Below are 15,416 nucleotides of genomic sequence, written 5' to 3' on the forward strand. Positions count from 1 at the left end.
GGGACGCCTTCGCCGGTCTCGGCGTCGGCTAGCTCCCCCGCGGGAACCGCAGCCGGTGCTCCACCACGTCCCCCGCGACGTCCGCCGCCGTACGGCCGTGGGCGAAGGCGTGGGCGCGGAGGCGGGACAGGGCGTCGTGGGCGCCGACGCCGAGCTGGGCCATGATCATGCCGATGGCCTGGTAGAGGTCGTCATGGTCGGCGGCCAGTCCGTCCAGCCAGCCGGGCAGGTCCCGGCCGCGGTCGTCCGCCTCGCGGGACAGCGCCATCAGGGCCATCGTCATGGCCCCGGCCAGGGCCCGCGCCGTACGCAGTTCGTCGGCGGAGAGCCGGCCGGGGGTGTCACGGTAGAGGTCGAGGGTGCCCACGCACACCGCGTCGTCGCCGAGGGGCAGCGAGTACGCCGCCCGCACACCCGCCTGCGTGGCCTCCTCGGCGAAGACCGGCCAGCGGTCCACGTCGTGCCCCTCCGTCAGATCGCAGGCGAGCACGGGCCGGGCGCTGCGCACCGCGCTCTGGCAGGGCCCCTCGCCCAAGGTGGCCTGGATGTCCGCCACATACGCGGCCTGCGCGTTGCTCGCGCACAGCCGGACCGGCATGTCGTCGCCGTGCAGCGAGACGCTGGCGCCGGTCACCGGCAGCAGGTCGACCGCGACGGCGCACAGCCGCCGGGGGATCTCGCCGGCCCCCGTGCCGCGGGCCCGTGCGGCGGTTCCGTCCTGCTCGTGGTCGGCCGACCGGTTGTCGCCCCCAACGGCACCACGGTGGTCGTCCCTGGGCCGCACGGTCACCGCCTCCTCACACCTCCGGCGCGACGCTCACGGTTACGCGGGTTGCACGGCCCTGCGGCCGCCCGCTCCCGGACTCCGCCCGACTACCCGGGGCCCGGGGGGCGAAACCCGTTGACGGCTTCTCGTAGGGGTTGGCCGGCTGCCCGCGTCCACGACGGGCGGCCAGGCCTCGTCGCTGCCCGGCTTCCCCTCGGGGTGCCAGGTGCCGGTGACCGTGACCCAGGTGTCGTCCGCGGGCGCGTCCGCGCTCCGGCGGCCAGGATCACCGGGTTGATCGCGGGCGCCGAGAGCAGGAAGGCGAGCGCCGCCGCGGGGGCCCACCCTGCTGCGCATCAGGCTGTCGGTGACCGGCACGGCAAGGGCCTGGCTGCGGGGCCGCAGGAAGGGCACGGCCTGGGCGGTGATGGCGGTGAACACGGTCCACCGGGCGGCGACGGCGGGGGTGCAGAGATCGAGCGCGAGGACGGGCCCCCAGGACGGACAGCACCGCGATGGCGAGCAGCTCGGCCCCGCCGAGGACCGCGTGGACGGGCGCGCGCAGGCCGCCGTAGACACCGTCCGTTCATTCGCCACGCGCCTGTCCCGTTGTTCCGCCGGTGTACCCCGCGAAGGCCGACGGGACGGGGCTGTGCGCCGGTCCGGGATCCTCACAGAGGAGGCTGTGCGGGCGCGGGTCCGAGGGTGGTGGTGCCGGGGGCCGTACGGTGCCCGAGACCCGTCCGGTACGCGTCCAGGGCGGCCTCCACCCGTCCGGTACGGCGCAGCAGATCGCCCAGCAGCCGGCACAGGTCGGCCAGGTCCCCGGCCGCGCCGGCCCGCTCCAGCAGGCTGAGGGCGCGGACGTAGTGCTCCTCGGCGGCCTCGGTGTCGCGGGCGTCCTCGGCGATGATGCCGAGCAGCCGGTGAGCGGCCGCGGAGTGCAGGGCGCCGCGCTCGGGGCTGAGGTCGCTGAGGACCTCGTGGAGGAGGGCGGCGGCCTCGTCGGACTTGCCGCGCCGGTGCAGCACGTCGGCGAGTTCGACGGCGACCTGGCTGGTGTAGAGGGCGGCGCGCTTGGCCGACAGCATGGCCCGCGCCTCCCGCAGTTCGGCCTCGGCGCGGTCCAGCTCGCCGTTCTGCGCGCAGACGTAGCCGCGCATCCAGTGACAGTGGGCGAGCTCGGTGCGGATCTGGAGCCCGCGGTACAGCTCGGCCGCCTTGGCCAGGGAGGCGTCGGCCTCGGCGATCCGGCCCTCGGCGAGCAGGGTGCGGGCGACGGACCGGTGCATCCGGGCGACCAGAGCCGGGTCCCCGGCCTGCGGGGCGAGGGCGAGGGCGAGTTCGGCGGCCTGGGCGGCGCGGGCGTGGGCGCCCAGGTCCATGTACGGACCGATGACACTGGCGTAGAGGAGCAGCAGCGCGTCGGGGTCGTGCAGTCCTCCGCGGTTCAGCTCGTCGAGGGCGGATTCCAGCAGATAGACGGCGTAGCGGAGTTCACCGGCCAGGTAGTGGGCGACGGCCCGTCCGCGCAGCGCCGGGACCCGGGTCGGCAGCGGAGCCGTTCCGAGCGCCTGCTCGGCCTGCTCGAAGCGGCGGCGGGCGGCGTCCAGATCGCCGGTGTCGATACCGCACTCGCCGAGCCCGAGCAGGGCGGCGACCCGTTCCTCGACCAGACCGTGCGTCTGCGCCTCGCCGAGCACCGCCGTGAAGCCCTCGGCGGCGGCCTCGGTGGCGCCGGTGGCCAGGGTGCGCTGGGCGCCGGTGAGCTGGAGCCGCAGCTCGGTGGCGAGCCGGGCGGAACGCCCCGTGATCAACTCGTCGTAGGCCACCCCGAGCCGCTCGGCGATGTGCCGCAGCGCCTCGTCGGAGGCCCGCACCCGGCCGGCCTCCAGGGTGGAGACATAGGCGGGCGTATAGGCAGGCTCGGCCAACTGCTTCTGCGTCAGCCCGCGTTCGGCCCGCAACTGCTGCACCCTGCGCCCGATGGTCACCGGGTCGTCGCGCTCCGACATCGCCAACTCCCCCTGGTGCCTCTTGCCGTTCGAGTCCGACAGCCCTAGGTTAAACCGGGAATTAAGCCTGATTACCCAACCCGCTTAATACATCACGTCCATACACCGCTGTTGCGAGGTCGCCGTGCTCGAACGCACCAGCACAACCGAGCGTTACACCCGAGGCGTCGCCGCCGCCGTGGTAGCGGTGGCCACCCTGATCCTGGCAGCGAACGCGGGCCCGGCGCGGGCGGCGGAGACGGTGCGCGAGCAGACGGTTCAGCACACGGACGACTCCCCCTCGGCGGTAACGGGCGACACCCGCTGGACGCCCCTACCCTGACCCCATGACCTCTGCCGCCGCTCGAGCCGCGCTGGATCTCACCGGTGACCTCCCCGTCGCCGCCCTGGAGGACTTCTACCGGGATCTGCACCGGCACCCCGAGCTCTCCTTCCAGGAACACCGGACGGCGGCCCGTCTCGCGGCGCGGCTGAAAGCGGCGGGGTTCGAGACGGCCGAAGGGATCGCCGGGACCGGGGTCGTGGGACTGCTGCGCAACGGCGACGGGCCCACCGTCCTGCTGCGTGCCGACATGGACGCTCTGCCGGTGACCGAGGAGACCTCGCTGCCGTACGCCTCCACCGTGCCCGGCGTCATGCACGCCTGCGGGCACGACATGCATGTCACCTGGCTGACCGGTGCCGCCGAGGCGCTGGCCGCCGGGCGGGATGCCTGGTCGGGGACGCTGATGGTGGTGGGACAGCCCGCCGAGGAGTCAGGTGGCGGGGCGGCGGCGATGGTCTCGGACGGGCTCTACGACCGGTTCCCGCGGCCCGACGTACTGCTCGGGCAGCATGTGGCGCCGGGTCCGGTGGGCCTGATCGCGCATGTACCGGGGCTGATCATGTCGGCGACGACGGACGTCGACATCGTGGTGCACGGGCGCGGCGGGCACGGCTCCCGGCCCGAGACCACCGTGGATCCCGTGGTGACGGCCGCGTTCCTGGTGACGCGGCTGCAGACCGTCGTCAGCCGGGAACTGGCCCCGCGCGAGCAGGCCGTACTGACCGTCGGGCGGATCGAGGCCGGTACGGCGGCCAATGTCATTCCGTCCACCGCCCGCATCTCGCTCAATCTCCGTACGCAGTCGGAGGGCGTCCGGGACCGGATGGTCGCCGCGATCCGGCGGATGGCGGCCGGGGAGTGCCTGGCCGCAGGATGCCCGCGCGAGCCCGAGGTGACGCTGGGCAGCACCTTCCCGGTGACCGTGAACGACACCGACACCGACCGCAGGGTGGCCGAGGCCCACCGCGAGGTCTTCGGCGCCGACACCGTCTTCGACCCCGGCCCTGCGATGGGCAGCGAGGACTTCTCGTACCTCGCGGAGGGCAAGCTGCCGTTCTCCTACTGGTTCGTGACGAGCACCCCGGCCGAGGTGTGGGACGCGGCGCCCGGGGACGATCTGCTGGGCCGGTCGGAGTCCGTGCCCAGCAACCACAGTCCGCACTTCGCACCCGGCCTGGCGACCGTGCCGACGGGTGTGCGGACGCTGGTGTCGGGGGCCCTCTCCTTCTTGTCGGTGGCATGACTTAGTCTTCGCTCACTCGCCACACGCGGCGCACAGGCCCCACACACGGGAGCCCGCCCGTGGCACCCACATCCTTTTTCGTTCCGGGGGGTTCGAAACAGCGTGCGCAGACGCACCCTCACCACCACCGCCACCACCCTGGCGGTCCTCATCAGCTCGGCGGCGCTCGCCGCCGTACCGGCCGCCGCCGACTCCACCAGGACGCTGCCGGTCAGGTCGACCGCCGACATCGTGGTGGACGGCGTCCACCAGCGCGTCTTCGTCAGTGACCCCAGCAACGGCAAGATCGTCGTCACCGACTACGCCGGAACCGTCGTCCAGCAGGTCGCCGGCCTGCCTGGCGTCACCGGCCTGGAGCTGTCCGCCGACTCCGGCACGCTGTACGCGGCCGTGCGGGGCGCGGACGTGATCGTCGCCCTAGACACCGCGACCGGCACCGAGTCCGTCCGCTATACGGTCGGCGACTCCCCGATGAGCGTCGCCCTGGCGGGCGGCAAGCTCTGGTTCGGGTAAGGCGCCGCCGCCGAGGGCAACATCGGCTCCGTCGACCTCAGCGGCGAGCAGCCCGTCGTCACCCTCGACCAGGACCCGACGCGCCTGTGGTATCAGGCGCCGATGCTGGACGCGGCGGCCGGCTCGGACACCCTGGTCGCGGGCGCGGTCGGGCAGAGCCCGGTCACCCTGGCCTCGTACGACGTCTCCACCGGCACCGCCACACGGCTCGCCGCCAACTCCGACGGCGGCAGCAACCTCGGCGACCTCCAGGTCACGCCGGACGGCCAGGACGTCGTCGTCGCGAGCGGCTACCCGTACAAGCACCAGGTGTTCAAGACGTCCGACCTCACCGCGGACGGCAGCTACGCAAGCGACACCTATCCGAACTCCGTCGCCATCGCCGCCGACGGCACCCTCGCGGCGGGTATCTCCGGCAGCTACGGCCCCGACGTCTACGTCTACAAGCCGGGCGCCACCACGTCGGTGCGCGAGTACGACTTCCCCAACACCGGCACCACCACCGGCTCGGACCTGCTCTCGGACTCCGGTCTGGCCTTCGCGCCGGACACCTCCCGCCTGTTCGCGGTGACGTCCAACAGCGAGGGTGGCTACTCGCTGCGCTCCCTGACCGCCCCCACCAATGCGGTCACCAGCATCACCGTGAACGCCCCGGCCACCGCGCCGCGCGCCCAGAAGCTCACGGTCACCGGCAAGGTCACCTCACGCGTCGCCCTCCCGGCCGGCATCCAGCTCACGGTGTCCCGCACCGACATGGAGTCCCCGGACGGCAAGGCGCTCGCGCCGGTCACGGTCAAGGCGGACGGCAGCTACTCCTTCACCGACACCCCGCCCGCCGGCGGCAAGGTCAAGTACGCGGTGCGCTACGCGGGCGACGCCGAGCACGCGGCGCGCCGCGCCTCCGACACCGTCGAGGTATCCCGTGCCAAGCCGACGCTGACGCTGAACAACAACGGCAAGGTCTACGGCTACGGCGCCGACGTGAAGTTCACGGCGCACCTGGGTACGACGTACAAGAACCGCAAGGTCGAGATCTGGGCCAACCCCTTCGGCTCGGACAAGCCGAACAAGCTGGTGAAGTCCGGCACGGTCAGCTCCTCCGGCAATCTGTCGGTCGTCGTCGACCTCAAGCGCGACACCACCCTCACCGCGAAGTTCGCGGGTGACTCCCGCTACCAGCCGCGCTCGGTGACCAGCACGGTCGGCGCGAGGGTGAGCGTGTCCACGGCGGTCAGCGGCCACTACAAGACGGCGTACAACTGGGGTTACACCTACCACTACTTCCGCCGGTCCAAGGACCCGGTCTTCACGGCGACGCTGCCTCCGTACCCGGGCCGGCAGCAGCGGCTGCAGATGCAGGTGTACGCCAACGGCTCCTGGCAGACCACGGGCAGCGAGTACTTCACACTCGACTCCGCCGGCAGGTCCGCCGTCCAGATCACCGGCACCCCGCCCACCGGTTACCGCTTCCGGGTGCGCAACTCCTACGTCAACGGCCACGGTGACACCGTGAACTCCACGACGCACGGCGCCTGGAAGTACTTCACGTTCACGAGCTGAGCCGCTGCAGCTGCTGCTGGACATGGTCCAGCGCACCCTGCCGCCGCCCCGGCACCCGCGTCCTCAACTCGGCCAGCGCGGGCCCCAGTTCACGGGCCCTCGCCGGGTCGCCGATGCGGCCCCACTGGTGGTGGGCCCGGTCCACGGCGGACTCGACGTCCGGGTCCGCCGCCGACTGCCCGGCGGCCAGCCGGGCGGACGCCACCGACAGCCAGGCACGGCAACTGCGGACGGCATCGCCCGCGAACATCGCGAGGTCCGCCCGGACTTCGGCCCAGTGCAGGGCCTCGGGCGAACCCGCGCCGTGTGTGTGCAGCGCCGCCTGCTCGTGGCGGGCGGCGAGCGCGTCGGCGTCGGTGTGCCGACCGGATTGGACGGCGGCGGTGATGGCGGTGTGGGCATCCGCGTCCCGGCGCCGGTCAGCGCCATTCAGCCTGTCCGGCGTTTGAGGACCAGGCCCTTCAGGCCGATGCGGGGGTCTGGGGGCGGGGCCCCCAGGGACGGGAAGGGCAGGGGCGGCGGGGGCGAGAACCACGTCCGCGAACCCTTCGCTGCCCACCCGCGCCAGCGCCCGCTGATGCAACTCCCCGAGCGCTGGCCGCCGTCCGCTGCGCAGAATCGTCGCGACCGCCTTCATGTACGACGGCACCGCCACGGTCCGCCGTCCCGGCGGCGGCGCGATGCGTCCGTAAACGGCGCTGTTGCGCCCGCAGTCGAGCGGCCCGGTCCGCAGCAGCTCCCACGTCTCCGCGTCCGCGTGCAGATCGAGCACCAGGGCCGTCGTGCCCGGCGGACGCAGCCGCAGCTCCTCCCGCACCCAGTGCCACGGCAAGGCCGTGTAGCGCACCGTCGACGGGGTGGTCCGCGCCAGCGCCAGGTGCACCAGCCTTTGCCTGCGGTCGAGTTGGAGCTGCCCGGTGATGAACACGGTGAGCGGTCCCGGAGCTGCCGCGGCGGCGCGCAGGCGGGTCAGGACGGCCTGCGGTTCGAGGGGGTCGGCGAGTTCGACGACGTTCGCCGTGTCCGTGCCCGCGAGCACCCCGGGCGGTACCGCCGCGAGGACGGGGAGCACGGACGCCGCGTCCACCAGACAGCCCTTGCCCGCCGGTGAGGCGGCGAGCAGCAGCACGGTTCCGGGCATCGGTCCCTCCCCATCCCCCGTCGATCACGTACGGCAGCACCGTAACCGCTGCGGCTGCAAAGCTGGGCCTCAGGAGTGCAAACGTCCCTTTCACGCGCCCCGCCGTACCGCGAACACCGTGGTGTCGTCGGCCAGCAGGCCGCCGCAGTGGCGCAGGGTGCCGTCGCGGACGAAGGCGACCAGGAGGCGGGGGTCGGCGAGACGGGGGGCGGCGGCCACGGCTCGGGCGACCTCGTCGGCGAGGGGGTAGAAGGAGCCGATGGCGTCCCGGGCCTCGGTCACTCCGTCGGTGGTGAGCAGGACCGTCTCGCCGGGGGCCAGGGGGGAGCGGAGCACCGCGGGCGGGTCCGTGGTGCCGGTCAGTTCGCCCAGGCCGAGCGGGAGCGCGTCGCCCGGGGGCAGCTGTCGTACCCCTGAGGGGCCGATGACCAGGGGCGGGTCGTGGCCGAAGACGACCGATTCCAGGGTGCCGGGGTCATGGGCGGGAAAGCCCAGGAGGACGGCGGTGGCGAAGCGGTCGGCGTCGTCGCGGCCCAGGGCCGCGCAGTGGCCGGCGTGCCGGACCATACGGGTCTCCAGGCGTGCGGCGACGGTGGCGAGGTCCGGCTCGTGGTAGGCGGACTCGCGGAAGGTGCCGAGCAGGGCCGCGGCCGCCTCCACCGCGCCGAGGCCCTTGCCCTGGACGTCGCCGACGAGGACGCGGGTGCCGTGCGGGCCGGGCTGGATGTCGTAGAAGTCGCCGCCGACCGCCGCCTCCACGTCGGCCGTGAGATACACGGCGGCGTGGTCGAGACCGCCCCAGCCGGGCGGCAGCGGGCGCAGCACGGTACGGCGGATGGTGTCGGTGACATCCCGCATGTGCAGCATCCGCTGCTCGCCGCGCACCCGGACCGTGCAGGCCAGCGTGGCGAGGACACCGCCGATCGCGGAGAGCAGGAAATCGGGCATCCCGGCCTGGAACTCCTCGGGCCAGAAGCTGTCCGCGACGAGATAGGTGGCGGTCGTGAGCAGCGCGAACGCGGCCGTGCCCCACACCCCGCAGATCGCGGCGGCGATCCCGGGGACGAGGACCAGCCAGGAGATGATCCGGAAATCCCGCGCGGTGTACCAGTCGGTCACCACGATCCCGACGAGCAGCAGCAGCGGCGGCACCCAGGTCACGCTCCGGCGGCCGATCCGCAGCATCTGGTGGCGCTGGAGGCGGTCCCGGGGAACGGCGGCCGGGAGCCGCCGGAGCCGGGCCGGGGGACCGCTCACCGTTCTCAGTCCGCGCCCGCTCATGCCGCCAGCGAAACACGGGGGTGCACGCCCCGCATCTTCGACTTGCCAGGGCCCGGGCCCCGGGTGTGCTCTGGAGGTCGGGGGCGACACAGACCTCACGAGGAGGTGGACCCATGGCTCACGCGGCACCCACACCCGGCCGCCCGATGGGCAGGATGACGGTCACACCCGACATCTTCAGCGAGCGCACCCACCGGATCGCCCGGTTCGGTATCCCGGTCGTCCTGGGGCTCGTCTACGGCTACTGGGCCGCGGCCAACCGGCGCGGCGGCGGAGAGATCACCGGCTGGAACATCCTGTTCGGCTTCGTCACCGCGATCGCGTTCACGGTGCTGTGCATCGCCGTGGCCGTACTGGCGCCCAAGCTGAAGCGGGAGCTGCACTCGATGACGAAGTCCGCCTTCGCCGGCGCGGCCTTCGGCTTCCTCTACAGCCAGACCGGCGCCAGCGTGCTGCGGTCCGTGACCATGAGCCTGCTGATCACGGCGGCCATCTTCGCGGTGTTCTTCTACCGCTACTACACACACGAGGACGCCGAGGGCAATCCGCTGCCCCGCTGACACACACGCGTGGGCCCCGGCACTGCTGCCGGGGCCCACGCGCTCCCTCACCTTCCCCTCACCAGCCGCCCAGCCAGCTCCAGGCGCTGGACGACGATCCGGAGGCGCTCCAGCTCCACGAGCCGGACGCGCTCCACGAGCCGGACGAGGAAGCGCTCCAGGAGTCGTTCGTGAACGGCTCATCCCAGTTGGTCCAGGACCCGTCCTTCCATTCGGGACACGGATTCGCGCAGGGGGGCACGCGTGCCCCGCCGGTGTCGACGAAGGCGGCGCTGGCCCAGCCCTGGGCGCCCTTGAGCCAGTACCAGTCCGGGTTGCCGTTGACGCTCTGACCGCGGACCTTGCACTGCACGCGGTCCTGGCTGCCCGGAGAGAGCCAGGCGACGACGGGCGCGTGGACGGTCGGCGCCTGCCTGACGTTGAGCTTCGTCTGGGAAATGACAGTGCCCCAGATCGGACCGCCGCGGTCACCGCCACCGCTTCCGCCTTGGACGTCGGCGTAGGTCGGCGGGGCTGCCGCGGCGGCCGTCGCGCCCGCTGTGGCGGCGATCAGGGAGCCGCCAGTGAGCAGGGCCACGGCCAGGGTCCGCAGGGCCGGAGTAGTGCGCATGATCGCCTCCTTCTCCCCAGCACCAGGAAACACCCGTTCGGGTGAACCCTCCACCGGAGAGCGGGGATCCCAGTTCCCCCAAGGGGTGCGGGCCCTCGGCCATACGGCCGCGCAGCGCTGGCCCGCCCGGCCCGGGCCGTCTTGCCTGAAGACGTGTCCTCCCGTCTGCTGAACGCCCTCTCGGCCGCGCTGATCGCGCTGGCCTGCCTCCTGGTGCCGTTCGGCGCGCTGGCGGCCTGGGCCTCGTACGGGCTCGCCGACACCGGCCGGTACGTCACCGCGATGGCGCCGCTGGCCACCGATCCGGCCGTGCGGGACGCGGTCGCGGACACGGTCGGGGACGGGATCGTGCGGGAGACGGACGCCGGGGCGCCGATGCGGCCCTTCGTGCACGACGCGGTGCGGTCCTTCACCGGCACCGACGCCTTCCGCACCGCCTGGGACAGCGGCAACCGGGCCGTCCACGACGCCGTCCTGCGTGCCGTACGGGACGGCGGCGGGGGCGAGGTGCGGGTCGATCTCGCTCGCGTCGCCGCCGAGGTGAAGGAGCGGCTGGCCGCCGACAACATGCCGCTGGCGAGCCGGATCCCGGTCGAGCACACCGAGGTCGCGGTGCTCCCCGCCGGTGAACTGGCCCAGCTGCGACGGGGGTTGCAGGTGCTGGAGATCGCCGGGTTCTGGCTTCCCGTCACGGCCGCGGTGCTCGCCGTCGCCGGGATCGCCGTCGCCGCCTGCCGCCGTCGCGCGGTGACCGCGACCGCGCTCGGCACGGCGCTGGGCGGCGTGTTCCTCGCCCTCGCCGTCGCCCTCGGCCGCCGGCTGACCCTGGCCGACCTCCCCGACGACGTGCACCGCCCGGCCGCGGGCGCCGTGTACGACGCGCTCACCGCGGCCCTGCGCACGGTGTCCTGGCTGCTGGTCGCGGTGGGGCTCGCGGTGGCCCTGGGAACATGGCTGCTGGCGCGGCGGCGGCAACCTTCGGTGTCGGCGTCCGGTCCTTGAGGGCGTAAGGGGGCTGTCGGTGGGGGCAGGTGGGCGGCGGTTCCTGGCCTGGTGGGCGGGGCTGTTGTGCGCCGGGGTGAGCGGACCTGGCCGACACCGACCACCGGGCCGTCGTCGTGGACGTCACGCTGCACCGGCCCGACTGACCTGCGCCGCCCGCCCATAATGGGCGCATGCCCCGCGAGTTCCCCATCGGCCTCACCCCTCCCGACTGGCTGGTCCGGAACCTCCAGGCACAGCCGGCGCCCGTCAACCTGGCGGCCGCGGCACGGGCGGCCGTCGCGATGGCGCTGCCGCTCGCCGTCGGACTCGCGGCCGGTGAACCGGCCTACGGGGCGCTCGCCTCCATGGGCGCCCTCTCCGGCGTCATCGGGGACACCGCCGACGCCTACCGCATGCGGCTCCTCAACATCGCCGTACCGCAGCTCTTCGGCGCCGTCGGCATCACCGTCGGCTCGCTGGTGTTCGGGCACGGCTGGGTCGCGGTCGCGGTCGTGACCGCCGTCGCGCTGGTCTCCGGGATGATCTCGACGATCGGGGCGGTGGCCTCGGTTTCGGGGCTGCTTCTGCTGCTGAACACGGTGGTCGGGGCGGGCCTTCCGATGCCCGGCGCGTGGTGGCTGGCGCCGCTGCTGGTGACCGGCGGCGGGCTGCTCGTCCTGCTGCTGGCGCTGCTCGCCTGGCCGTTGCGCGGCGGAGTACCGGAGCGGACAGCGGTGGCGGACACGTACCGCACGGTCGCCGACCTGCTGGCCGCGACGGGCCGCCCGGAGACGTACGACGAGGCACGGCACACCGTCACCCAGTCCCTGAACCAGTCGTACGACCTCGTCCTCGCCCGGCGCACCCGCCAGCACGGCCGCAGCCCCGTACTGACCCGGTTGCTCGCCCAGTTGAACGCGGTCATCCCGGTCGTCGAGGCCGCCCCCGCCGCCCACCTGGACGGCACGCCCCTGCCGCCCGAACTCCCCGGGGCGGTGCGCCATCTCGCGCAAGCCGTGGAGACCGGCTTCACCGGCCCGATAGGGCTGAAGCTGCCCACCCCGACGACCGAGACCACGCGTGCCGTCGACCACGCCCTGCGCCACGCCGCCGACGTCGTCGCCTCCCCCGACGTCGACCCGCGCGGCATCGACGACCGCCTCGGCCGCCCCGCCGCCCTCGGCATCCGGGCCGCGCGCGCCGCCCGCAACGTCGCCCTGTCCGCCGCCTCCTGGCGCTACGGACTGCGCCTGGCCCTGTGCATCGGCGTGGCCCAGGTGCTGGTGTCGACCGTGCCGGTGCCGCGCTCCTACTGGGTCGCGCTGACCATCACCTTCGTGATGAAGCCCGACTTCGGCTCGGTCTTCTCCCGGGCCCTGCTGCGCGCGCTGGGCACGGTCGCCGGTCTGGTCGTCGCGGCGGCGGTGCTCTCGCAGGTGCCGAGGGGCTGGTGGGACCTACCGGTGATGCTGCTGCTCGCCCCGCTGATCCCGGCCCTCACCCCGCGCGGCTACGGCTATCAGACCGCCGCCATCACCCCGGTGATCCTGCTCCTGTCCGACGTACTGAACCAGCAGGGCACCGCCCTGCTGCTGCCCCGCCTGGTGGACTCGCTGATGGGCTGCGGCATCGCGCTGATCGCCGGGTATCTGCTCTGGCCGGAGAGCTGGGGCACCCGGGTCGGGGACCGGCTCGCGGACGCGGTGGCGGACACCGCCCGCTATGTGGAGTGCGCCTTCGGCGCGGCCGCCGTCGACCCGCCCGCCCGCGCCCGGATGCGCCGCCGCCTCTACCGCGACCTGTCCGTCATCCGCACGGAGTTCCAGCGCGCCCTGACCGAACCACCGCCCACCGGACGCCGGGCGGCTGCCTGGTGGCCGCTGGTCGTGGCGGTGGAGCGGATCGTCGATGCCACCACAGCGGCCCGCGTCCGGGTCAAACACGGAGCGGCGCCGCCGTCGCAGGCGGAGATCACCCAAGTATCCCGGCAGCTACGGGAGTTGTCGGACGGTCTACGGGAGGTGGACGTCCTGTACGCCGTCCGCACCGACCTCACAGGCCCGTCGGGCAGCGTCCTGGAGCCCCTGCGCCAGGAGGTGGCGGCGGCTCGGGCCATCGCATCGCCGCGCTGAGAAACAGAACAGATGGGTGCGGCCGCCCTGTGCAGGAGGGCGGCCGCACCGTGTGGGGGGTGGCGTCAACGGCCCGACTTCTCCAGGGCCTTGTCCATCGCGGCCGCGAGGCCGTTGGCCCACAGCTGGTCGACTCGGGCCCGCTCGTTCGCGTCCGGGTTGGCGTTCGTGCAGGACGGACCGGGGCCGCCGCCCGACATCAGCTCGCTGCACGGACCCTCGTAGCGGTCCGGCAGACCGAGGACATGGCCCGTCTCGTGGGCGGTGACGCGGGTGGAGTCGTACTCCTGGTTCTGCGCGTAGTCGAGGAAGATGTAGCCGTTGCCGCGACCATCGGTCGAGGCGTAGGAGCCGCGCGGGTCGTTGCCCTCGCGGTAGGTGAAGTCGGCGTTGGAGCCCTGCTGGAGCCTCACGTTCGCCACCGAGCTGTTCCATATCTCGGTGGAGCGGGCTATCTGCGCGCTGAACGTGGGCGCGCCCGAGGCGTCGTAGACGACGGTGACGGCCGCGGTGCTCTTCGCGTTTGCCGCGCGCTTGTCGGCGACGGACTCCAGGACGGCCTGGAAGAAGGCGCGGTTGGCGGCTTCCTCGACGGTGGTGCCGGTGTAGCCGGCGTGCGGGGCGGGTGCGGGTGCCGCCGAGGCAGGGGCGGCGGTGCCGAGGACCGCGAGGCCTACCGCGACGGCAGCAGCCGTACGCGGGGACAGGGAAAGGGACATGGACATGCGCATCGATGACTCCTTGGTGGGGGGTGAGTCGTCATCGAGGAGTGTCGACGCCCGTACGGCGGCTGTGATGATGGCAACCGGCGATAGGGCCGGGCTATCGGGTGCCCAATTCGCGTGCCTCGGCCGGGATTTGTGCGTCTGGTGAAACCCCTGGTTCCGCTTTAGGCTCCAAGGGCATGGAGCTTGAGGTCAGGCACCTCCGCGCGCTGTGCGCCATAGCCGACACCGGCAGTCTGCACCGGGCCGCGCGGCAACTCGGCGTGGCCCAGCCGTCGTTGAGCACGCAGTTGCGCCGGATCGAGCAGGAGCTGGGCGGCGCGCTGTTCCTCAGGGCCCGCACCGGCTGCCGTCCCACCCCGCTGGGCCGTCTGGTGCTCAGCCGCGCCCGCCCCTTGGTGGCCGAGATGCGCTCCCTGGTCGCCGAGGCCCGCCAGGCGGCGGCGGGCGGACCGCGCCTGCGCGTCGGCTCCACCGCCAGCCGGGCGCTCGCGGGCTGGCTGCGCCGACTGCGCGGAGGCGGCCAGGAGCCGACCCTCCACATGAACGTCTCCGCCAACTCCCTGCTGCGCATGGTCGCCGACGGCCAGCTCGACGTCGCCTTCGTGCACGAGGTGGAGGGCACCCCGCTGCGCATCCCCGGGGAGCTGCGGACACGGGTCCTGCTGGAACGCGAGCCGCAGTTCGTGTCGCTGCCGGCCGACCACCCGGCGACGGCGAAGCAGGAGGTCGATCTGTGCGACCTCGCCGCCGACCGCTGGATGATCGACCCGAGTGTGGACGGCGAGTGGGACGCGGTGCGCCGGATGTTCCGCGAGGCCGGCGTCGACCCCCACGTCCTGCACGGCGACTACCACACGGCAGCGGCCCTGGTGGCGACGGGTGAGGTGGTCACGGTCTGCCAGCCGACGTCCTTGCCTCGCCCGGACATGGCGGTACGGCGCCTGCGCGGCGACCCGCTGGGCGTACGACTCCTTCTCGCCGCCCGCACGGACACGGACCTGGACGGCGTGTATCCCGCGCTGGAGGAGGCGTACTGGGAGGCGGCCAGGCAGGCACCGGCGTACTGGAGTGCCCTGCCCGGCTCGCCGCCCCCGGTCCGGAACCAGACGCCGATGTCGCAGCCGTCCTTGCGCCCCACGGCCACGACGGCCGGGCGGACGTAGGTGCCGGGTCCGTCGGGCCAGGTGCTCAGCGGGTTCTCGACGGTCGCGCCGTCGATCTCGCCCGGGTGCCGCACGGCGACCAGGACACGGCGGTCCTGGACCGTGGTGGCCGGCGCGGCGGTGACGGGCGCGGCGGCTGCAACGGTGCCGGCGGCGGCCGCGGCGGTCACGACGACGACGGCGCGCATCACGCTACGACGGCTCAGGGCGCCGGCGATGACGTCGCCGGCGTACGGGTTGGCGGCGGTGTTGGGCACCTCGTGGAAACAGGCCTCACCACACCGGAAGCGGCAGGTCATGGCAGAGCGGCTGCCGGGATGCGAACCATTTGTTCCGATGAGCGGCAGCGGAATGCGCACTTTGTTCTCCCCTCGCTTCCCCTTGGATCCAGCGTG

Annotated in this window: 12 protein-coding genes and 2 pseudogenes; 7 read left to right on the plus strand and 7 right to left on the minus strand. The window is 73.2% G+C overall.

The window, feature by feature from the left end:
• Positions 1-28: 28 nt before the first annotated feature.
• Complete coding sequence (locus tag RMT89_RS22195) at positions 29-790, minus strand: GAF and ANTAR domain-containing protein (RefSeq protein WP_399498467.1); 762 nt, start codon at positions 788-790, stop codon at positions 29-31.
• Positions 791-1,437: 647 nt separating this feature from the next.
• A complete protein-coding gene (locus RMT89_RS22200; protein WP_315885505.1) occupies positions 1,438-2,781 on the minus strand; it encodes a helix-turn-helix transcriptional regulator in 1,344 nt (447 codons plus the stop codon).
• A gap of 124 nt (positions 2,782-2,905) precedes the next feature.
• Between RMT89_RS22200 and RMT89_RS22205 the strand changes: the two genes are divergently transcribed.
• The 3 genes and pseudogenes from RMT89_RS22205 to RMT89_RS22215 all read left to right on the plus strand — a co-directional run bounded on the left by RMT89_RS22205 (position 2,906) and on the right by RMT89_RS22215 (position 6,422).
• A complete protein-coding gene (locus RMT89_RS22205; protein WP_315885506.1) occupies positions 2,906-3,103 on the plus strand; it encodes a hypothetical protein in 198 nt (65 codons plus the stop codon).
• A 4-nt stretch (positions 3,104-3,107) separates the two neighbouring features.
• Positions 3,108-4,349, plus strand: coding sequence for an amidohydrolase (locus RMT89_RS22210; RefSeq protein WP_315885507.1), 1,242 nt, complete (start codon positions 3,108-3,110; stop codon positions 4,347-4,349).
• A gap of 102 nt (positions 4,350-4,451) precedes the next feature.
• Positions 4,452-6,422, plus strand: a pseudogene (locus RMT89_RS22215) (Ig-like domain repeat protein).
• Here RMT89_RS22215 and RMT89_RS22220 read toward each other — a convergent pair.
• Positions 6,412-7,563, minus strand: coding sequence for a hypothetical protein (locus tag RMT89_RS22220; RefSeq protein ID WP_315885508.1), 1,152 nt, complete (start codon positions 7,561-7,563; stop codon positions 6,412-6,414). The pseudogene RMT89_RS22215 and the gene RMT89_RS22220 overlap by 11 nt on opposite strands.
• Before the next feature lie 90 nt (positions 7,564-7,653).
• On the minus strand, positions 7,654-8,844 hold the full coding sequence (locus tag RMT89_RS22225) for a PP2C family protein-serine/threonine phosphatase (RefSeq protein WP_315885509.1): 1,191 nt from the start codon (positions 8,842-8,844) through the stop codon (positions 7,654-7,656).
• Positions 8,845-8,957: 113 nt separating this feature from the next.
• Between RMT89_RS22225 and RMT89_RS22230 the strand changes: the two genes are divergently transcribed.
• Positions 8,958-9,404, plus strand: a complete 447-nt coding sequence (locus RMT89_RS22230; protein WP_315885510.1) for a hypothetical protein — start codon at positions 8,958-8,960, stop codon at positions 9,402-9,404.
• Positions 9,405-9,462: 58 nt separating this feature from the next.
• On the opposite strand, the gene RMT89_RS22235 is transcribed toward RMT89_RS22230, so the two are convergent.
• Positions 9,463-10,014 carry an SH3 domain-containing protein gene (locus RMT89_RS22235; protein WP_315885511.1) on the minus strand — a complete coding sequence of 184 codons (552 nt, stop codon included), beginning with the start codon at positions 10,012-10,014 and terminating at the stop codon, positions 9,463-9,465.
• A gap of 153 nt (positions 10,015-10,167) precedes the next feature.
• On the opposite strand from RMT89_RS22235, the gene RMT89_RS22240 reads away from it, so the two are divergent.
• Positions 10,168-11,016: a hypothetical protein gene (locus tag RMT89_RS22240; RefSeq protein WP_315885512.1), complete on the plus strand. Its 849-nt coding sequence runs from the start codon at positions 10,168-10,170 to the stop codon at positions 11,014-11,016.
• Positions 11,017-11,189: 173 nt separating this feature from the next.
• The gene (locus RMT89_RS22245; RefSeq protein ID WP_315885513.1) at positions 11,190-13,130 is read left to right on the plus strand and encodes an FUSC family protein; all 1,941 of its coding nucleotides are present in this window, start codon (positions 11,190-11,192) and stop codon (positions 13,128-13,130) included.
• 65 nt (positions 13,131-13,195) lie between these two features.
• Here the strand turns inward: RMT89_RS22245 and snpA are convergent, their stop codons facing one another.
• Positions 13,196-13,861, minus strand: a complete 666-nt coding sequence (gene snpA / locus RMT89_RS22250; RefSeq protein ID WP_315885514.1) for a snapalysin — start codon at positions 13,859-13,861, stop codon at positions 13,196-13,198.
• Positions 13,862-14,034: 173 nt separating this feature from the next.
• Between snpA and RMT89_RS22255 the strand changes: the two genes are divergently transcribed.
• The gene (locus RMT89_RS22255) at positions 14,035-15,021 is read left to right on the plus strand and encodes a LysR family transcriptional regulator (RefSeq protein ID WP_315885515.1); all 987 of its coding nucleotides are present in this window, start codon (positions 14,035-14,037) and stop codon (positions 15,019-15,021) included.
• Here the strand turns inward: RMT89_RS22255 and RMT89_RS46025 are convergent.
• A pseudogene (locus tag RMT89_RS46025) lies at positions 14,964-15,380 on the minus strand (hypothetical protein); the annotation flags it as partial. The gene RMT89_RS22255 and the pseudogene RMT89_RS46025 overlap by 58 nt on opposite strands.
• Positions 15,381-15,416 lie beyond the last annotated feature (36 nt).

Source organism: Streptomyces sp. P17, from assembly GCF_032436805.1.
Lineage (GTDB): Bacteria > Actinomycetota > Actinomycetes > Streptomycetales > Streptomycetaceae > Streptomyces.